Below are 19,154 nucleotides of genomic sequence, written 5' to 3' on the forward strand. Positions count from 1 at the left end.
CGGATCGTCGGCGGGCCTCGACGAAACTCCCCGGCGCGGGGCGAGCGCCGCAGGAGGTCGGGCGATTTGTGAGAGCGTGACCCGGATGTCAGCCGTGAACCCATTCCATCGTCGTCTTCGCGTGAGCCTCTCGGCCTGCGCCCTGCTGATCGGCGCCACCGGCGCGGCGCAGGCGCAATACGCCTTCGACGACGCGATCATGCCGCCCCGCGCGGTAGCCTGGCGCCTGGGCGAGCGCGGCTTCAGCGGCATCAGCCGGCCGCGCTTCGACGGCCGCGCCTACGTCGTCGAGGCGTTCAACCCGAACGGCGCCCGCGTGCGCCTGTTCGTCGACGCGCGAGACGGTGCGATCCTCGGCCGCCAGCGCCTCGACGACGGCCCGGTGGTGATCGCTCGCCCGGCCCCCGGCTACGGCTGGACCGAGGAGGACGCGATGCCGCGGAGCCCGATGCGGCAGGCCGAGCGACTTCTTCCGCCAGGCGACATCCCGATGCCGGAGAGCCGCGGCGTGCCCCCGCGCCGACCTGTGCCGGACGCAGACTTCGTACGGCCCGAGGGCGGACCAGACGCCTACGGCCGCATGCCTGCAGAGCCGAACCCGCACGGGATCAACCCGGATCGCCGCGGGCCGGTCGAGGCGCCGCGCCGGCTCGCACGCACCGGCAACCCGACCCGGGGGCCGGACGGTAGGACGCTCGACGGGAAGACGCTCGACGGCAAGAACCCGGAAGGCAGAGCGCAGGCGCGCACCGTTCCCGAGGTGCCGAAGCTGCGCCCGGTGGAGGCCGCCAAACCCGAGCCGAAGCCGGAAGCGCCCGTCGCGACGGCGGAGCCGCCGAAGGCGGCCGCGCCTGCCGTCATCGCGACGCCCGCAGCGGTTCAGCCGCCCGCGGACGGCACGGTGGCGAAATCCCCAGAGACCAAGGCTTCCGAGACCAAGGCTTCCGAGACCAAGGCGGCGGAAGCAAAGCCCCCCGCTGCGAAGGCGGCCGAGCAGACTTGGCAGAACCCGCCCGAGACCAAGCGCAACGTCCGCGTCATCGGCGGCGCGACCCTGGTGCCGGGTGCGCCCGACAAGGATGCGCAGACCCCGTAACCTGAAGCCTCAAGCTACCCAGGCGCCCAGGCGCTCGTCCCCGCAGAAGACCGTGAACGAATCGGCGCGGGCGATGGCGCAGAGCGTCATGCGGTGGAGGCGGGCCCGGTCGATGGCGAGCGAGGTCGGCGCCGAGATCGCGACCAGGACCGACGCGCCGAAATGCGCCGCCTTCTCGACCATCTCGAACGAGCAGCGGCTGGTGATCACCAGGAAACCTTCGGCCGGGTCGGTGCCTGCGCGGATCAGCGCGCCGATCAGCTTGTCAAGGGCGTTGTGCCGGCCGACATCTTCCCGCACAGCCACGAGGCTGCCGTCGAGACCTGCCCAGGCCGCCGCATGCACCGCGCGCGTCTCGCGCCCGAGCGCCTGGGCGTCACCGAGGTCGGACAGAGCGCGCGCGATCGCCTCCGGCCGGACGCTCACGGCGGTGGACGCGTCGCGCGTCTCCGCCCGCGGCAGGGCGGCGAGGTCCTCGATCCCGCAGACGCCGCAGCCGGTGCGCCCGCTGATCGCGCGCTTGCGGGCGAGGTGCTCGCGCAGCCGGCCCGGCGCGAGGTCCACCAGCAACCGTAGCCCGCCCTCGCCCCGCTCGACCGCGGCGCCGCGGATCTCGTCGGCCGAGGCGACGATGCCCTCGGTGAGGCTGAAGCCGTAGGCGAAATCCTCGAGATCGGCGGGCGTCGCCATCATCACCGCGTAGGGCACGCTTCCGTAGACGAGGTTGACCGGCATCTCGACGGCGAGCGCACGCTCGCCCTCGCGCGGCTCCGGCGCGGCGTAGGCGACGACGCGCGTCGCCACCCGCACCGCCGTCTCCGGTCTGCTCCGCCCGGTCCGCATTCCGTCCGCCATTCCGCTGGTCCCGCCGATCGCCCCCGCATCCGCCTCATAGCAGGCGGCGACCCGGACCGCGCCTGCGGCGATGCTGCCCCCGCCTCATGAATGCTTCCGGCCCCTGCGGCGATGCTTTCGGTGGTGCTGCGGCGCATCCGGAAAGCGTGCGATGCGACGCTTGTGCGGTTGCACCTTGCACGACCTTGTGGTCTGACACCGCGATCGGATACCCGGGCATCGCGCCGACAGGGCGTCCAACTCCGCCGGACGACACCGCGGGCCTCGTACAAGCAAGACGCGGGCGGTCGACGGAGCGTAACGTGACCAAGGGGAGCCACGAGAGGCACATGCGGACGGCGCAGACGAAACACCGCTCCAAGAGGGGGCTCGCCGCGTTCGGCGCGTTGCTCCTGACGTCGTCGCAGGCCCTGGCCGCCGGCATCGGCCAGCCCGAGCCCTGGCAGATGACCCGCCAGGTTCCGGTCACCGAGAACGCGCGCGACATCCTCCAGTTCGAGTCGTGGGTGCACTGGCTCTCGCTCGCGATCTGCGTGTTCGTGCTCGGACTGATCCTGTGGTGCATCTACCGCTTCAGCGAGAAGCGGAACCCGACGCCCTCGAAGACCACCCACAACACCCTGATCGAGGTGGCCTGGACGATCGTCCCGGTGCTGATCCTCGTCGCCGTCGCAATCCCCTCGTTCCGCCTGTTGCGCGTTCAGCTCTCGGATCCGAAGTCCGACGTGATGATCAAGGTGACCGGCCACGCCTGGTACTGGTCCTACGAGTACCCCGCAGACCAGGGCGGCGGCTTCTCGTTCGATGCCAACATCGACGAGGACAAGCAGCCGCGCCTGCTCCAGGCCGACAACGAGATGGTCGTGCCGGTGAACAAGATCGTGAAGATCCAGGTCACCGCCGCCGACGTGATGCACTCGTGGGCGATGCCGTCCTTCGGCTTCAAGATCGACGCCGTGCCGGGCCGCCTCAACCAGTTCTGGTTCAAGGCCGACCGCGAGGGCACGTATCACGGCCAGTGCTCCGAGCTCTGCGGCCAGCGCCACGCCTACATGCCGATTGTCGTGCGCGTCGTGAACGACGAGGCCTACGCGGCCTGGCTCGGCGAGGCGAAGACCAAGTACGCCCGCATCGACAACGGGTCCAAGTTCGCCGACGCCCGATAGAGGGCGCGCCTCGGGCCAGCACCGCGCCGGCCCGACCCACCGAGATCTCGAGAGACACGCACAAGGCTCAGCTCAGATGGCAACCGCCGCAGCGCATGCAGGGGCCCACGAGGCCCACGACCACAAACCTTCCTTCTTCGCCCGCTGGTTCCTCTCCACGAACCACAAGGATATCGGCACGCTCTACCTGCTGTTCGCGTTCTGCGCGGGCATGATCGGCGCGTTCCTATCCTTCGGCATCCGGATGGAGATGGAGGCGCCCGGTCTCCAGTACTTTTCCAATCCGCAGACCTACAACGTGTTCGTGACCGGCCACGGCCTCATCATGGTGTTCTTCATGGTGATGCCGGCCCTGATCGGCGGGTTCGGCAACTGGTTCGTCCCGCTGATGATCGGCGCGCCGGACATGGCCTTCCCGCGCATGAACAACGTCTCGTTCTGGCTGACGGTGGCGGGCTTCTGCAGCCTGATCTGCTCGCTGTTCGTCGAGGGCGCGCCCGGCGCGTCCGGCGCCGGCACCGGCTGGACCGTGTACCCGCCGCTCTCGACCGCGGGCCACCCCGGCCCGGCCGTCGATTTCGCGATCTTCGCGCTGCACCTGTCCGGCGCCGGCTCGATCCTCGGGGCGATCAACTTCATCACCACGATCCTGAACATGCGCGCCCCCGGCATGACGCTGCACAAGATGCCGCTCTTCGCCTGGGCCGAGCTCGTCACCGCCTTCCTGCTGCTGCTGTCGCTCCCGGTCCTCGCCGGCGCGATCACCATGCTGCTCACCGACCGCAACTTCGGCACCACCTTCTTCGACCCGGCCGGCGGCGGCGATCCGATCCTGTACCAGCACCTGTTCTGGTTCTTCGGTCACCCCGAAGTGTACATCATGATCCTGCCGGCCTTCGGCATCGTCTCGCACATCATCGCCACGTTCTCGCGCAAGCCCGTCTTCGGCTACCTCGCGATGGCTTACGCGATGGTCGCGATCGGCGTCGTCGGCTTCGTCGTGTGGGCGCACCACATGTATACGGTGGGCCTGTCGCTGCAGACGCAATCGTACTTCGTCTTCGCCACCATGGTCATCGCGGTGCCCACCGGCGTGAAGATCTTCTCCTGGATCGCGACGATGTGGGGCGGCTCGATCCGCTTCACCGCGGCGATGCACTGGGCGGTGGGCTTCATCTTCCTGTTCACGGTCGGCGGCGTCACCGGCGTCGTGCTCGCGAACTCGGCTGTCGACAAGTACCTGCACGACACCTACTACGTCGTCGCGCACTTCCACTACGTGCTCTCGCTCGGCGCCGTGTTCATCATCTTCGCGGGTATCTACTACTGGTTCCCGAAGATGACCGGCCACATCATCCCCGAGTGGGCCGGAAAGCTGCACTTCTGGCTGGCCTTCATCGGCGCGAACGTCCTGTTCTTCCCGATGCACTTCCTCGGTCTCGCCGGCATGCCGCGTCGTTACGCCGACTACCCGGAGGCCTTCGCCGGCTGGCACAAGGTCTCGACCTACGGCGGCCACATCTTCGGCCTCGGCATGATGGTGTTCGTCATCGGCGTGATCCTCGCCTTCCGCTCGAAGGAGCGGGCTGCGGACAACCCCTGGGGTCCCGGTGCGACCACGTTGGAGTGGACGCTGTCCTCGCCGCCGCCCTTCCACCAGTTCGAGACGCTGCCCCGCATCGTCGACGAGCCGGGCCACCACTGATCGGAAGCGTTTTCGAGTGAGGTGGAATCCGGCTCACGTGAAGAAAACGCGACCAACTGGAAACGAAGTGGGTTTCGCGTAAGCGGAATCGACGACCATCGCGGGGGCTGCGCTTGCAGCCCCCGCCCTTCCCCGGACCCTTCCCGCGAAGGGTCCCGGCAAGGGCGGTGCGACGGTCCCGTCTGAGCGAAGCTCGGCGGGATCCCCCCTTTTCCGGGTGAGCCTTGCCCGGACGTTTGGACCTGTTCCGGTTCGCGTCTACCCGCGGCGGAACGAGCGCTCCCGCCGCGCGGGCTTGAGTGCGAAAAGCAGAATGGTTGCGGTGTCCATGACCACCCTGTCGAACAGCATGCCCGTCGGAGTGCCGCCGGTCCCCGTCGTCGGCGGCGACGTGCCGGACTATTTCGCTCTCCTGAAGCCGCGGGTGATGGTGCTGGTGATCTTCACCGCGCTGGTCGGCATGGTCGTGTCGCACGGCCACGTCCCGCCGGCCGTGGCCGTGATCTCGCTGCTGATGATCGCGATCGGCGCGGGCGCGTCGGGCTGTCTCAACATGTGGTGGGACGCCGACATCGACGCGATCATGACGCGCACCGCCAAGCGCCCGATCCCCGACGGCCGCATCCAGCCGAACGAGGCCCTGGCCTTCGGCCTAGTGCTCTCGGTCGGCTCGGTGATGGTACTCGGGCTCGCCGCCAACTGGCTCTCGGCGGGCCTGCTCGCCTTCACCATCGTGTTCTACGCGGTGATCTACTCGATGTGGCTGAAGCGGGCGACCGCGCAGAACATCGTCATCGGCGGTGCGGCCGGCGCCCTCCCCCCGGTGATCGGCCAGGCGGTCGTCAGCGGTTCGGTCGGCATCGAGTCGCTGGTCCTGTTCGCGATCATCTTCATCTGGACGCCGCCGCACTTCTGGGCGCTCGCCCTGGTGAAGGCTGGTGAGTACGCCAAGGCCGGCATCCCGATGATGCCGAACACCGCCGGCCCGACCTCGACCCGCCGCCAGATCATCTACTACACGCTGCTGCTCGCGCCGCTCGGCCTCGTGCCGGTCTGGATCGGCTTTGCCGGCCTGCTCTACGCGGTGGTCGCCGTGGTCGGCGGCCTCGGGATGCTCGCCTTCAGCGTGCAGGTCTACCGCAATCGCGAGGGCGAGGCGGAGAAGAAGGCCGCGATGGGGATGTTCGGCTTCTCGATCCTCTACCTGTTCGTGCTATTCTCGGCGCTGCTCGCCGAGCAGAGCCTCGGCCTGTTCCGCCCGGTCTTCGCCTGATGGAATACGATCCGCACGGCTTCCCCAAGATCGAGATGCGCCCCCTCACCCCCGAGGAGGAGGCGCGCCGACGCAAGCGTTCGATCGCGATCGCCCTGGCGCTCGGCGCCATGGTGCTGCTGTTCTTCGTCCTGACGATCGCCAAGCTCGGACCGCAAATCCTGAACCGGCCGCTGTAGAATGAGCATGCCGAACCCGAACCGGACGATGCTGCGCACCGCCTTCGCATGCGCGGGCATGGCTGTCGGCATGATCGGCCTCGCCTTCGCGTCGGTGCCGCTCTACGACGCTTTCTGTAAGGCGACCGGCTACGACGGCACGCCGCGCCAAGGGCCGGCGCTCACTGCCGGCGTTTCGACCGACGACAGCATGGTCGTACACTTCGATACCAACGTGTCGGCCTCGCTGCCGTGGCGGTTCAAGGCGGAATCGCGTCGCGTCGAGGCGCGACTCGGCGAGACCAAGACGGTGTTCTTCCAGGTGAAGAACACCGGCGCGACGCCCTCCACCGGCGTCGCCACCTTCAACGTCCAACCCGGCCTGATGGGCAGCTACTTCGTCAAGATCGAGTGCTTCTGCTTCAAGGAGCAGACGCTGCAGCCGGGCGAGACCCTGGACGTGCCGGTGGTGTTCTACATCGACCCCGAAGTGCGCAAGGATTCGAACACGGCGCACCTTTCGGAGATGACGCTGTCCTACACCTACTTCGCGTCGAAGAACGGTGAGCCGATTCCGGCGTCAGTCGCCGCCACGGGCACCACCGGCACGAAGCGCGACTTCTGACTGCGCGCGGATTTCCGGGCGCACCCGGTTTTCCCCACGCGGGAAGCGTGACAACACGCGCCCGCCTCCGCTAAGGGTGCGGGCAGACCGGACGGGTCGAACGGCCCGAATTCGGCGTATTAGAGTACACGGACCGCGAGCCGGCGACGGCGCAGGACCGACGGGGTCGAGGAGAGACGGGTAAGATGGCCGAGGCGCACGCCAAGAATCACGACTTCCACATCCTTGCACCGAGCCCTTGGCCGCTCATCGGCGCCTTCTCCGGCTTCGTGATGGCCTTCGGCGCCGTGTTCTGGATGAAGAGCCTGCAGATCGGCACGCTCACCCCGGGCCCCTACATCTTCGGCGCCGGCACGCTCGGCGTGCTCTACACCATGTTCTCGTGGTGGAAGGACGTGGTCCACGAGGCCAACCACGGCGACCACACACGCGTGGTGCAGCTTCACCACCGCTACGGCATGATAATGTTCATCGCCTCCGAGGTGATGTTCTTCGTCGCTTGGTTCTGGGCCTACTTCGAGGCGGCGCTCTACACCGCCGACCCGATCCAGGCTTCCCGCGTCGGCTTCACCGGCGGCGTCTGGCCGCCGAAGGGCATCGAGGCCTTCGACCCCTGGCACCTGCCGCTGCTCAACACGCTGATCCTGCTCACCTCGGGCACGACGGTGACCTGGGCACACCACGCCCTGCTGCACGACGATCGCAAGGGTCTGAAGTACGGCCTGTGGCTCACCGTCATCCTCGGCGTGCTGTTCACCGCGTGCCAGGCCTACGAGTACGGCCACGCGCATTTCGGCTTCGCCGGCAGCATCTACTCCTCGACCTTCTTCATGGCGACGGGCTTCCACGGTGCGCACGTCCTCATCGGCACGATCTTCCTCGGGATCTGCCTGTACCGCGCCTATCTCGGCCAGTTCACGGTCAAGCAGCACCTCGGCTTCGAGTTCGCCGCCTGGTATTGGCACTTCGTCGACGTGGTGTGGCTGTTCCTGTTTGCCGCCATCTACGTCTGGGGTTCGGGCGCCGGCCACGCGGCCCACTGACCGCGACCGGGCCTCGATCCCCTGTGACGCAGGGCGGGATTGCGTGGAAGGGCGGCTCAGGCCGCCCTTTTTCGTATCCAAGACCCCATATCGTGGTGGAGGCCGACGTATCGTTCGTCGCCGGGGGGCCTCACCTCATGCAAGGAACCTGAGCTTGGCCCGGACCTACACGCCACAAGCCCCGATCTCGACCGGCCTGCGGGGCCGCTGCCCCCGCTGTGGCGAAGGCCACCTGTTCAAGGGCTTCCTCACCGTCGCCCCCTCCTGCGAAGCCTGCGGCCTCGATTATGGGATGTTCGATTCCGGCGACGGCCCGGCCTTCTTTGTGATGTCGATCGTCGGCATCTTCGTGGTCGGCCTCGCCCTTTGGATGGAGATCACCTACCAGCCGCCGATGTGGGTCCACGGCCTCGTGGCGGGATCGCTCTCCGTAGGCTTGAGCCTCCTTCTGGTACGCCCGCTGAAGGGCATGCTCCTCGCCCTGCAATATGCGAACAAGGCCGAGCAGGGGCGCTTCGAGCCGTGACCGCGGCCGAGACCGCCCCGCGCACGCGCCCCGGCGCGATCCGCGATCTGTTCCCCCCGGCGCTCGCGACGCTGATCGCCCTGGCGATCCTGCTCGGGCTCGGCGTGTGGCAGCTCGAGCGCAAGGGCGAGAAGGAGGCGCTGATCGCCCGCATCGTCTCGCGCTCGCAGGCCGAACCGGTGACGACGCCCGCCGACTGGAACCCCACGCGCGACGAGTTCGAGCACGTCCGCGTCGCCGGGCGCTTCCTCAACGACCGCGAGACCCTGGTGCACGGGCTCGCGGCCGGTGAGACGCCGGGCCGGGCGCTGCAGGGCTACTACGTGATCACGCCGTTCCGGCGCGACGACGGCGCGATCGTGCTGGTCAACCGCGGCTTCGTGCCGACCGAGCTGAAGGACCAGGCCGACCGTCGCGACGGGCTGGTCGAAGGCGAGACCACCATCGTCGGCCTGCTGCGCGGAAGCGAGCCGAGGACGATGTTCGTGCCGGCGCCGGACCCCGTGCGCAACGAGTGGTTCAACCGCGACGTGCCCGGCATCGCCGCCGCGCGCGGGTTCCCGGACGCCACGCCCTACCTGATCGAGGTCGACGCCACCCCCGGGAGCAAGACCTGGCCGCGCGGCGGGCAGCTCCGGGTCGACCTGCCGAACAACCACCTGCAATACGCCTTCACTTGGTTCGGCATCGCCGCCTGCCTGCTCGGTGTCTTTTCCGTTTTCGCCTGGAAGCGCCTGCACGAGCTCGAGCCGCCTGCCGCCTGAGTCGCACTTGCGGCGGCGGTGAGGCCGGCTACACTCGCCGCGTTCGATGGCGGAGTGGTCCCCGATGCGCTGCTGGCTCGCCTTGTTCCTCGCCTTCGCACTGACGCCGGCGCACGCGGCCGACGACGGCGCGCGTGACGCAGCGCGTGCGACCATCACGCGCCAGGCCGAAGCGCTGGTGCGCGACGACGCCACCACCGCCTACGCTCAGGCGGCGCCGTCGATCCAGGGCATGTTCCCGACCGCGGACGTGTTCCTCGGCATGGTCCGCAACAGCTACCGCCCGGTCTACCGCCACCGCAGCTTCGTCTTCGGCAAGCTGCTCGACCTCGGCGACGGCGCCCTGTCGCAGGACGTGGCGATCCAGGACGAGGACGGCATCGATTGGACCGCCGTCTACAGCCTCGAGCGCGGCGCGGACGGCCAATGGCGCATCAGCGGCTGCCGGCTGATGAAGGCCGAGGGCACGAACGCCTGAACGGCGACGGCCTGCGTAGAGCCCTCGATCCTGCAGGGCGCTTGCAGAAGGCACGACACCGTCATTCCGGGTCGCCATAGGCGAGCCTGGAATCCAGAACCGCCGATGGTGGAAAGTCCTGCTCGACCTGTGGTTCTGGATCCAGGGCTCCGCTGCGCGGCTCCGGGATGACGCAGTGGTGCCAGTGAGTTTCCGAACGGCGAATCGCCGTCTGCGATCCTCCCTCGGTTCAGGCGAGAGGCCGCCGAGCCGTGTGGCGGACGCCGAGGATGACGATCTCGTCGTCCCCGATGCGGTCGGCGACGGCATAGGAATAGGGCCGCACGACCATCCGCCGCCCCCCTGGGCGAGCCGTCGCGGCGCCGGCCTGGGGTTGTTGCTGCAACACATCGATCACGGCGCGGATACGTTCCTGCACGTTGTGCGCGCCGGTCGGATGCTGCTCGCCGATCGTCGTCAGGATGCGGTCGAGCTGACGTGCGGCTGGAAGGGTGAAACGCAGCCTCACAGGCCGTGCTTGGCCCAGATGGCGCGCACCTCGGCATCCGTGGCGAACTCGGGGCGGTCGGCGGCCCGCTCGGATTCGTCCAGTCCCGCAGTTTCCTCAGGCGTGAACCGATAAACGGCCGTGTCGTCGCCGACGAAGGCCAGCACCACCCGCGCGACCTCGTCCTGCATCTCGGGGGAAAGCCCGCGCGCGGTGGCCACCGCCTTTTCAAGGAGATCCGTCATGCTCGCACGATGGCCGGAATCGGCGGACGGCAAAAGCGGAATCGATGGCGTCGCCACAGGCTCGGTCGGCCATCGCGAGCGCGATCCTTCTCAGGCGGCCGCGAAAGCCGAGGGCGATCTGTGGCCGACCCCGTTTCGACAGGCCCGAACCGATCGTGTAGAGGGGGCGCCTTCCCCGGAGGCCCCCGTGCTGCACGTCTCGACCCGCGGATCCGCCGCGCCGCTCTCGTTTTCCGATGCCCTGCTCGCCGGGCTCGCCCGCGACGGCGGGCTCTACGTGCCCGAGGCGTGGCCGACGATCACGAAACCGGAAATCGCGGGGCTCGCGGGCAAGCGCTACGCCGACGCCGCCAAGCTGGTGCTGCGCCCCCTGATCGACGGCGAGATCGCCGACGCCGACCTCGATCGGATGATCGAGGAGGCCTACGCCACCTTCCGCCACCCGGCGATCTGCCCGCTGACCCAGCTCGACGACAACCTGTTCCTGCTCGAGCTCTTCCACGGCCCGACGCTCGCGTTCAAGGACGTGGCGATGCAGCTGCTCGGGCGCCTGATGGACCACGTGCTCCGCGCCCGCGGCAGCCGCGCCACCATCGTCGGCGCGACCTCGGGCGACACCGGCAGCGCCGCGGTCGAAGCCTTCGGCGGGCTCGACCAGGTCGACGTCTTCATCCTGTTCCCGCACGGCCGCGTGTCGGAGGTGCAGCGTCGACAGATGACCTCGGTCGACGCGCCCAACGTCCACGCGCTCGCGGTCGACGGCAACTTCGACGACTGCCAGAACATGGTGAAGGCCATGTTCCAGCACGGCGACTTCGCCGACGCGGTGAAGCTCTCGGGCGTGAACTCGATCAACTGGGCCCGGGTCGCGGCGCAGGCGGTGTACTACTTCACCAGCGCGGTGGCGCTCGGCGCGCCGCACCGCAAGGTGTCGTTTTCGGTGCCGACGGGCAATTTCGGCGACGTGCTGGCGGGCTGGGTCGCCAAGCGCATGGGGCTGCCGATCGAGCGCCTGATGATCGGCACCAACGCCAACGACATCCTGGCGCGCACCCTGGAGCACGGCGCCTACGAGCTGCGCGGCGTCCACGCGACCACCTCGCCCTCGATGGACATCCAGATCTCCTCGAACTTCGAGCGGCTTCTGTTCGAGGCGCTCGGCCGCGACGCGTCCGCCCTCGGCCGGCTGATGGCGGGCCTGAAGCAGTCCGGCGGCTTCACCCTCGACGACGCGGTGCTCTCTGCGGTGCGGGCGGAGTTCGACGCCACCGCCGTGTCCGAGCCCGACGTGATGGACGAGATCGCCCAGACCCATGCTGCCACCGGCATGGTGCTCGACCCCCACAGCGCCATCGGCGTACGCGCCGCCCGCCGCCTGCTGAAGCGGGACCCGGCGACGCCGGTCGTCGCGCTGGCCACGGCGCATGCCGCGAAGTTCCCCGACGCGGTGAGCCGCGCCACCGGGGGCCTGCGCCCCGCCCTCCCCCCGCACCTCGCCGACCTGATGGACCGGCCGGAGCGCATGACACGAGTGGGCAACGACCAGGCCGAGGTCGAGGCCCTGATCCGGGATCGCGCTCGCATCACGAGGAGCGCATGAACGACGGGCAGGATTCGGTCGGCCACTCCGACGGGAAACCGTCGGCAAGCGCGAATGCGCATCGGCGCCGGTGCGCCGGAACGCCCTTGAGGCGTCTGCATCGAGGGCAACAACGATGAACCAGCACTTCGCCACACACGCCGCCTCGCCGGGCCTGCGCATCACCACCTTGGACAACGGCGTCACCGTCGCGACGGAGGCGATGCCCGGCGTCGCCACCGCGACGCTCGGCGTCTGGGTCGGGGCCGGATCGCGCCACGAGCGTCCGGACGAGAGCGGCCTGAGCCACCTCATCGAGCACATGGCGTTCAAGGGCACGCGCACGCGCTCGGCCCGCGCCATCGCCGAGGACATCGAGAACCTCGGCGGCGAGATCAACGCCGCGACCTCGGCCGAAGGCACGAGCTACACGGCGCGGGTGCTCGGCGAGGATGTCGGCACCGCGCTCGACGTGCTCGGCGACATCCTGACCGATTCCGTGTTCGACGCGGGCGAGCTCGCCCGCGAGAAGGGGGTGATCCTTCAGGAGCATGCCGGGATCGAGGATACGCCGGACGACGTGGTCTACGACGCCTTCACCGAGGCCGCGTTCCCCGACCAGCCGATCGGCCGCCCGATCATCGGCCGGCCCGAGACGATCAAGAGCTTCGACGAGGCCGGCATCCGCGCCTACCTCGCCCGCGAATACACCCCCGACCGCTTCGTGGTGGCCGCCGCCGGCGCCGTCGAGCACGAGGCCTTCGTGGCGTCGGCCGAGCGCCATTTCGGCGGCATGGCGAAGGCGGCGGCGCCCGAGGCGATCCCGGGAACCTACGGCGGCGGCGAGCGGCGCATGCCGAAGAAGCTCGAGCAGGCCAACCTCGTGATCGGCCTGCCCGGCCTGTCGTTCCGCGACGAGGCCTACTACGCCCTTCACATGTTCTCGCAGGTGCTCGGCGGCGGGCTGACTTCGCGGCTGTGGCAGGAGGTGCGCGAGACCCGCGGCCTCGCCTACGAGATCCAGGCCTTCCACTGGCCGTTCTCCGATTGCGGCCTGTTCGGCATCGGCGCGGCGACCTCCGGCGCGGACCTGCCCGAGCTCGTCGAGGTGACGCTGGAGGCGACCGCGCGGGCCGCCCGCGACCTCGACACCGTCGAGATCGCCCGGGCCAAGGCGCAGCTGAAGGTCTCGCTGCTCTCCGCGCTGGAGACGCCGGGCGGCCGGATCGAGCGCAACGCCCGCCAGATCCTCGCCTGGGGCCGGGTGATCCCGGCGGACGAAGTGATCGCCAAGGTCGACGCCGTGACGGTGGACCACGTGCGCGCGGCGGGCCGAGCGGTCCTCGCGGGCGCGCCGACGCTCGCCGCCATCGGCCCGATCAAGAAGCTGCCGTCCCTCGACCGGATCACCGCGGCTTTACGCGCCGCCTGAACGCGGCCGGGGACGCCCCCCTCAGGAGCGTCCCGAAACTTGTTTTAGCCGCAAAAGCGGGCGATCTGCGGCCCGGACGATCGCGCATACCAGCGGTGGGTGACGCCGGCCGCCGGGCCTCAGCCGCCTTGCTCACGGTTAATCCCGCCTCTACCACTGCGCGGAACCTGAGCCGTACTCGCCGCCGTACCCGGCCGGAACACTCGCCCGTTGCGCATCCTCGCCCTCTCCCTCGCACTCCTCGGCGGCCTTCTGTTCAGCGGTTCCGCGCGGGCCGTCGAGGCGGTGCGGGTCACCCTCGACGCGCCGGTCATCGACCTGACCACGGCGATCGAGCGTTACCGCTCGGACGGCGACCTGATCCAGATCTCCACGGCGCCCGGCAAGGACGGCATCGTCCGCCGCATCGTCGTGAAGGCGCGCGATGCCGGCGCGCGGCCCGACTGGATGGTGTTCGCGCTCACCAACGACACCGACGAGCAGATCGAGCGCATCCTCGTGGCGCCGCACTTCCGGCTGGTCGATTCCGGCGTGGTCTGGCCCGATCTCGGCGGCTCGCGCATCGCCGCGATCACCGCGAGCCAGGGCATCCGGCCCGAGCGCAACGAGAACCCCGAGGCGGACGAGTTCGTCATCACCCTCGATCCCGGCACGACGATCACCTACGTCGCCGAGCTGCGCGGCCCCAACATCCCGCAGGTGCACCTCTGGGATCAGGACGCCTACCGCAAGAAGGCCGCCGGGCTGACGCTGTACAAGGGAATCATCATCGGCATCAGCGGCTTGCTGGCGCTGTTCCTGACGATCGTCTTCGTGGTCAAGGGCGCGATCATCTTCCCCGCGGCCGCCGCCCTGGCGTGGTCGGTGCTGGCCTACGCCTGCATCGACTTCGGCTTCCTGCAGCGGGTCTTTCCGGTCACCGAGCTGGCCGAGCGGGTCTACCGCGCCTCCGCCGAGGCGGTGCTGGCGGCGACCCTGCTGGTGTTCCTGTTCGCTTACCTCAACCTTTCGCGTTGGCACGTGCGCTACAGCCACGTGGCGTTCTTCTGGCTGACCTTCCTCGCCGGCCTCGTCGGGCTGGCCCTGTTCGATCCGCCGGTGGCGGCGGGCGTGGCGCGCATCTCGATCGCGGCGGTGGCCGGCGTCGGGCTGCTGCTGATCGCGTACCTTGCCGCCCACAACGGCTACGACCGCGCCATCCTGCTCGTCCCGACCTGGACGCTTCTGGTGGTCTGGGTCACCGCCGCGGGCTTCGCGGTGACCGGACAGATCGGCAGCGAGCTGACCCAGCCCGCGCTGATCGGCGGCCTGGTGCTGATCGTCATGCTGATCGGCTTCACGGTGATGCAGCACGCCTTCGCCGGCGGCGGTCTCACCCACGCCCTGGTCTCCGACACCGAGCGGCGGGCGCTGGCGCTCACCGGCGCCGGCGACGTGGTGTTCGACTGGGACGTGCCGGGCGACCGCGTCTTCGCCGGCCAGGAGATCGAGGTCCAGCTCGGCCTCAAGCGTGGGGCGCTCGAAGGCCCGGCGGCGAACTGGCTCGGGCTGCTCCACCCGTTCGACATCGAGCGCTACTCGGCGACCCTCGACACCATGATCGAGGAGCGCCGCGGTCGCATCGTGCACGACTTCCGCCTGCGCACCACCGGCGGGGCCTACTATTGGTATCGCCTCAAGGCGCGCCCCGTGATCGGCAACGACGGCGAGGTCATCCGCATCGTCGGCACCATCGCCGACGTCACCGAGATCAAGACCGCCGAGGAGCGCCTGCTGCACGACGCCGTGCACGACAGCCTGACCGGCCTGCCCAATCGCGAGCTGTTCGGCGACCGGCTCGACGCGGCGCTCGCCTTCGCAAGCCAGGACCCGCGCCTGAAGCCGACGGTGATCGTCCTCGACATCGACCGATTCAAGGGCATCAACGACGCGATCGGCCTCTCGGCCGGCGATTCGATCCTGCTCACCCTGTCGCGCCGGCTCGGGCGCCTGCTGCGGCCGCAGGACACGCTGGCGCGAGTGGCCGGCGACGAGTTCGCGGTCATCCTCCTGTCGGAGCGCGAATCCGACCGCATCCTGGCCTTCGCCGAGATGATCCGCCGCGCCATCGCGACGCCGATCACCTATGCCGACCGCGAGATCTTCCTCACCGTCTCGATCGGCTTGGCGCTGCACGAGACCGGCGCCAGCCTGAAGCGCGACGAGGTGTTCAAGAACGCCGAGACGGCGATGGTCCAGGCCAAGCGCGGCGGCGGCGACCGCATCGACGTGTTCCGCGCCGACATGCGTGCGGAGCGCTCGGACCGGCTGATGCTGGAGAGCGACCTGCGCCGTTCGCTGGAACGCAACGAGATGAAGGTGCTGTTCCAGCCGGTGGTCCGCCTGGAGGACCGCACGGTGGCGGGTTTCGAGGCGATCCTGCGCTGGGACCACCCGAAGCTCGGCCGCATCCCGCCGGCTACCTTCATGCCGGTGGCGGAGGAGAGCGGCTTCGTCGTGAACCTCGGCATCTTCGCCCTGGAACGCACCGCGCTCGAACTCGCGGCCTGGCAGCGCTCGCTCGAGGTCGACCCGCCGATCTTCGCCTCGGTCAACGTCTCCTCGCGCCAGCTGCTGCGGCACGACCTACTGCACGACGTGAAGACGGTGCTCGCCCGCTCGGGCGTGATCCCGGGCTCGCTGAAGCTCGAGCTCACCGAAAGCCTGGTAATGGAGAACCCGGAATACGCCGCCCAGATGCTGACCCGCATCCACGACCTCGGCGCAGGGCTCTCCCTCGACGGCTTCGGCACCGGCTATTCGGCGCTGTCCTATCTCCAGCGCTTCCCGTTCGACACGATCAAGATCGACCAATCCTTCGTGCGCCAGATGGCGTCGGGCAAGACCGCGATCCTGCGCTCGATCGTGCGGATGGCCAACGAGCTGAACCTCGCCATCGTTGCCGAGGGTGCCGAGTCGGAAGCCGACGCCCAGGCCCTGGCCGAACTCGGCTGCGACTACGCTCAGGGCTACGCCTTCGGCGAGCCGATGACGATGCTCCAGGCCCGCCAGCTCGTCGGCGCGGCACCGGAAGCGGCCTGATCTAAATTCGATCCACAGGGCGCTTGTCGTGGCGTCCCGATCTCTTGCCCAACCGTCCCAAGGCTGCGGTTCGCGTTGAACGCGTCGGCGCCGCGCCCTAACGCTCGACCACCGGCCGATCCCCCAGCACCATGCGTGGCCGGGTTGCCGACAGGGCTGCGAACATCATGAAAAAACTACTCTTCTCCGCCGAAGGCCGGATCGGCCGCGGGACCTTCTGGAAGGGCGTCATCGTCTCGGTCTTCGGTGCCATGCTCGTCGCGGCGGCGTTGAACTACGCCCTGGCTCAGGCGATCCCGAACGAGGCCGGCGCGGGCGAAGGCTTCTCGGTCAACGGCGCCAACGCGGTCCCGTTCTTGGTCCTGAACCTGCTCACCACGGTCTTCATCGTCTGGTCGTCGGTCTGCCTCGGGATCAAGCGCTACCACGACCGCAACAAGCCCGGCGTGTGGGTGCTGCTGTCGCTCGTGCCGCTGGCCAACATCTGGTACTTCATCGAGACCGGGTTCCTCGGCGGCACCGTCGGCCCGAACAATTTCGGTCCCGATCCGCGCGGCCGCAGCCTCGCCGCCCCGACGGGCCTGTCGCCGGCGATCTGACGCCGCGCGACCGCCGCTTCGAAGGGGCCGGATGCCGGACTGCGAAGCGATTCGCGAGGAAGACGCGCGTCCGCTCCCGGGTTCCTCGGGGATGGGCGCTCGTCGTGTCTCGGTCGCCAAATGGGCGCCGCGTGCGCCTGTCGAAAGGCGGCCGACGTGACCGGTTCCGCATGCCATTTAAACCTCCCTTAACCATGCCGACGCAAGGTTGTGTGGAGAAATGGCGGGGCGCACGGCGTGCCCCCTGCGTGCTGGAGAACAGTGATGGCCGAAGCGGCAAGGCGGTTTCGCGAGACGAGCGGATCCGATGTGGTGCGCCGGCTGATCGCGCGCCCGATCCGCCTCGACCCGCCGCACATGGTCGCGGCGATGCCCACCCCGACCGCGTTCGAGCGGCGCGCCGAGGCTTCGTTTTCCGAGACGATCGCGGACGAGGCCGCCCTCGAAGCCGTCGAGGCCGAGGATGCGGACTTCGATGACGAGGTCGAGGAGGACGTCGTCGAGCGTCTCCAGGCCGAGATGGCCGTGATGAAGGCGATCCTGATGGCCGAGCGGGCCGAAGCCGCCTCGCTTCGCGCCCGGATGGAACAGTACGTCGAGCCGGAGCCGATCGGCGCGGAAGCGCGCGCCACCCGCGAGCGCTGGGCCGGGATGGTCGACCGCCTCCTGATGTCCGCGCGCTGATCGCTGCCATCCTCATGACATTCGGGAGACGACCATGAGCGCGCGCTGCTCGCTCGTCGTCAACGGCAAGTCCGTGCGCGTCGCCACCGGCGACACCCCGCTCGATGCGGCCGTCGAAGACGGGATGATCGCCTACGCCCAGGCCACCCACGGCGCCGCCGTGCCGGGACAGGGCGCAAGCCCGGGCGCGCGCCGCGTGCCGGGCCGGCGCGAGCGCACCGACCCGATCCGGCTGGCCCTGCCCGCCGGCCCCGCGATCCTCGCGCAGGCCGAGGAACCGGCGCCTGCGGTCGCGATGCGCACGGGCACCGTCACCGACGTCCGCGCGCTGACCACACACGTGATCGAGCTGGTCGTCACCGTGAACAAGGACCTGCCGCTCGGCCCCGGCGCCCAGGTCGCCCTCGCGCTCGACGGCGTCGGCCTGCGCACCCTGTGCCCGACCCTGCGCGTCGACGGCTCGGCGGAGCTGAACGAGCTCGTGTTCCACCTCGCGCGGGACGAGGACGGCTGGTCGCTCGCCGACTCGCTGCCGCTGCACGCCGACGTGAAGGTCCGCGGACCGGTCGGGCGAGCCCAGTACCGCCCCGGCGGCGGGCGCCTCGTCCTCGTCTCCGCCGGCTGCGGTTTCGGCCAGATCTGGTCGATCGCCCGGGCGGCGCGCTACATCGAGCCGACCCGCGACATGTGCGTCGTCGTCGGCGCGCGCGATCCCCTCGACCTCTACATGCGCGAGAGCCTGGAATGGCTGCGGGCCACCGGCGTCGGGCGCATCGTGCTCAGCGCCGACCGGAGCCGCCAGCGACCGCCGGACGTGCGGCCGGGCCCGCTCACCGCCCACCTTCCGGCGCTCCGAGCCACCGACGTGGTGCACGTGGCCGGCGACAGCTCGACCGTCGGCGCCGTGCAGGTGCTGGCCGCCGCCGTCGGCGCGCGCTGCTACCCGGTTCTGGTCGACGCGTAGACCGCGCGCCGCGCCGCCTTGTTTGACGCTTTCGGGCCGCGGTGTTTCACGCATCGCCGCGCAACGGTCCCGGATGGATCGCTCGAAGCACCGCGCGGCTCCCTCTCCCATGGGGAGAGGGTTGGAGTGAGGGGCGTGACCTCTCCGGACGGTTCTCGTCCCTCACCCTGCCCCTCTCCCGCTCGGGAGAGGGGACCCGCGTGCGACCTGCACGGTTGAGGAGGCCGTCCGCCCCGACCCAGGATCGAAACCGGCGAAGCCGCGCTTAGACCCCGTTTCATAATGGGGTGAGCGGCAGGTGTCGCGGGCGTTGGGAGAGTGTCTGACGCTCACCCTGGATCGCCGATGTGGACCCCTACCGCTCGCACCGAGCTTGCGCGCGAAAGCCGCCCCT

General features: G+C 69.4%; 19 protein-coding genes. 16 read left to right on the forward strand and 3 right to left on the reverse strand.

Annotation, left to right across the window (positions count from 1 at the left end):
* Positions 1 to 94: 94 nt before the first annotated feature.
* On the forward strand, positions 95 to 1,096 hold the full coding sequence (locus FV226_RS13695) for a hypothetical protein (RefSeq protein WP_147763339.1): 1,002 nt from the start codon (positions 95 to 97) through the stop codon (positions 1,094 to 1,096).
* Between the two features lie 9 nt (positions 1,097 to 1,105).
* Here FV226_RS13695 and fdhD read toward each other — a convergent pair whose 3' ends face one another.
* Complete coding sequence (gene fdhD, locus FV226_RS13700) at positions 1,106 to 1,951, reverse strand: formate dehydrogenase accessory sulfurtransferase FdhD (protein ID WP_147763340.1); 846 nt, start codon at positions 1,949 to 1,951, stop codon at positions 1,106 to 1,108.
* Between the two features lie 329 nt (positions 1,952 to 2,280).
* Between fdhD and coxB the strand changes: the two genes are divergently transcribed.
* The 9 genes from coxB to FV226_RS13745 all read left to right on the forward strand — a co-directional run bounded on the left by coxB (position 2,281) and on the right by FV226_RS13745 (position 9,689).
* A complete protein-coding gene (gene coxB / locus FV226_RS13705) occupies positions 2,281 to 3,117 on the forward strand; it encodes a cytochrome c oxidase subunit II (RefSeq protein ID WP_147763341.1) in 837 nt (278 codons plus the stop codon).
* A gap of 76 nt (positions 3,118 to 3,193) precedes the next feature.
* The gene (gene ctaD, locus FV226_RS13710) at positions 3,194 to 4,822 is read left to right on the forward strand and encodes a cytochrome c oxidase subunit I (protein WP_147750901.1); all 1,629 of its coding nucleotides are present in this window, start codon (positions 3,194 to 3,196) and stop codon (positions 4,820 to 4,822) included.
* A gap of 328 nt (positions 4,823 to 5,150) precedes the next feature.
* The gene (locus FV226_RS13715) at positions 5,151 to 6,095 is read left to right on the forward strand and encodes a heme o synthase (RefSeq protein ID WP_147763357.1); all 945 of its coding nucleotides are present in this window, start codon (positions 5,151 to 5,153) and stop codon (positions 6,093 to 6,095) included.
* Complete coding sequence (locus FV226_RS13720; RefSeq protein ID WP_147725195.1) at positions 6,095 to 6,274, forward strand: hypothetical protein; 180 nt, start codon at positions 6,095 to 6,097, stop codon at positions 6,272 to 6,274. Before FV226_RS13715 ends, FV226_RS13720 begins: the two co-directional genes overlap by 1 nt.
* A 1-nt stretch (position 6,275) precedes the next feature.
* Complete coding sequence (locus FV226_RS13725) at positions 6,276 to 6,878, forward strand: cytochrome c oxidase assembly protein (RefSeq protein ID WP_147763342.1); 603 nt, start codon at positions 6,276 to 6,278, stop codon at positions 6,876 to 6,878.
* A gap of 185 nt (positions 6,879 to 7,063) precedes the next feature.
* A complete protein-coding gene (locus FV226_RS13730) occupies positions 7,064 to 7,921 on the forward strand; it encodes a cytochrome c oxidase subunit 3 (protein WP_147750903.1) in 858 nt (285 codons plus the stop codon).
* 154 nt (positions 7,922 to 8,075) lie between these two features.
* Positions 8,076 to 8,447, forward strand: coding sequence for a DUF983 domain-containing protein (locus tag FV226_RS13735; RefSeq protein WP_147750904.1), 372 nt, complete (start codon positions 8,076 to 8,078; stop codon positions 8,445 to 8,447).
* Positions 8,444 to 9,211, forward strand: a complete 768-nt coding sequence (locus FV226_RS13740; RefSeq protein WP_147763343.1) for an SURF1 family protein — start codon at positions 8,444 to 8,446, stop codon at positions 9,209 to 9,211. The genes FV226_RS13735 and FV226_RS13740 overlap by 4 nt, the downstream gene beginning before the upstream one ends.
* Before the next feature lie 64 nt (positions 9,212 to 9,275).
* The gene (locus tag FV226_RS13745) at positions 9,276 to 9,689 is read left to right on the forward strand and encodes a DUF4864 domain-containing protein (protein ID WP_147750906.1); all 414 of its coding nucleotides are present in this window, start codon (positions 9,276 to 9,278) and stop codon (positions 9,687 to 9,689) included.
* A 229-nt stretch (positions 9,690 to 9,918) separates the two neighbouring features.
* On the opposite strand, the gene FV226_RS13750 is transcribed toward FV226_RS13745, so the two are convergent.
* Positions 9,919 to 10,197, reverse strand: coding sequence for a type II toxin-antitoxin system RelE/ParE family toxin (locus tag FV226_RS13750; RefSeq protein ID WP_147763344.1), 279 nt, complete (start codon positions 10,195 to 10,197; stop codon positions 9,919 to 9,921).
* Positions 10,194 to 10,421 (reverse strand): hypothetical protein, encoded by a 228-nt coding sequence (locus FV226_RS13755; protein WP_147750908.1) that lies wholly within the window; start codon positions 10,419 to 10,421, stop codon positions 10,194 to 10,196. The genes FV226_RS13750 and FV226_RS13755 overlap by 4 nt, the downstream gene beginning before the upstream one ends.
* A gap of 187 nt (positions 10,422 to 10,608) precedes the next feature.
* Between FV226_RS13755 and thrC the strand changes: the two genes are divergently transcribed.
* From thrC to FV226_RS13785, 6 genes are all read left to right on the forward strand, one after another.
* On the forward strand, positions 10,609 to 12,021 hold the full coding sequence (gene thrC, locus FV226_RS13760) for a threonine synthase (RefSeq protein ID WP_147763345.1): 1,413 nt from the start codon (positions 10,609 to 10,611) through the stop codon (positions 12,019 to 12,021).
* Positions 12,022 to 12,136: 115 nt separating this feature from the next.
* Positions 12,137 to 13,432, forward strand: coding sequence for a pitrilysin family protein (locus FV226_RS13765; RefSeq protein WP_147763346.1), 1,296 nt, complete (start codon positions 12,137 to 12,139; stop codon positions 13,430 to 13,432).
* 210 nt (positions 13,433 to 13,642) lie between these two features.
* Positions 13,643 to 16,513 carry a sensor domain-containing phosphodiesterase gene (locus FV226_RS13770; RefSeq protein WP_147750911.1) on the forward strand — a complete coding sequence of 957 codons (2,871 nt, stop codon included), beginning with the start codon at positions 13,643 to 13,645 and terminating at the stop codon, positions 16,511 to 16,513.
* 167 nt (positions 16,514 to 16,680) lie between these two features.
* Positions 16,681 to 17,112, forward strand: coding sequence for a DUF805 domain-containing protein (locus FV226_RS13775; RefSeq protein WP_187273548.1), 432 nt, complete (start codon positions 16,681 to 16,683; stop codon positions 17,110 to 17,112).
* 312 nt (positions 17,113 to 17,424) lie between these two features.
* Positions 17,425 to 17,796, forward strand: a complete 372-nt coding sequence (locus tag FV226_RS13780; RefSeq protein ID WP_246686099.1) for a hypothetical protein — start codon at positions 17,425 to 17,427, stop codon at positions 17,794 to 17,796.
* A gap of 34 nt (positions 17,797 to 17,830) precedes the next feature.
* A complete protein-coding gene (locus FV226_RS13785) occupies positions 17,831 to 18,760 on the forward strand; it encodes a ferredoxin--NAD(+) reductase (protein WP_187273547.1) in 930 nt (309 codons plus the stop codon).
* The last annotated feature ends 394 nt before the right edge of the window (positions 18,761 to 19,154 follow it).

The sequence above is a fragment of the Methylobacterium sp. WL12 genome (assembly GCF_008039475.1).
Taxonomy (GTDB): Bacteria; Pseudomonadota; Alphaproteobacteria; order Rhizobiales; family Beijerinckiaceae; genus Methylobacterium; species Methylobacterium cerastii.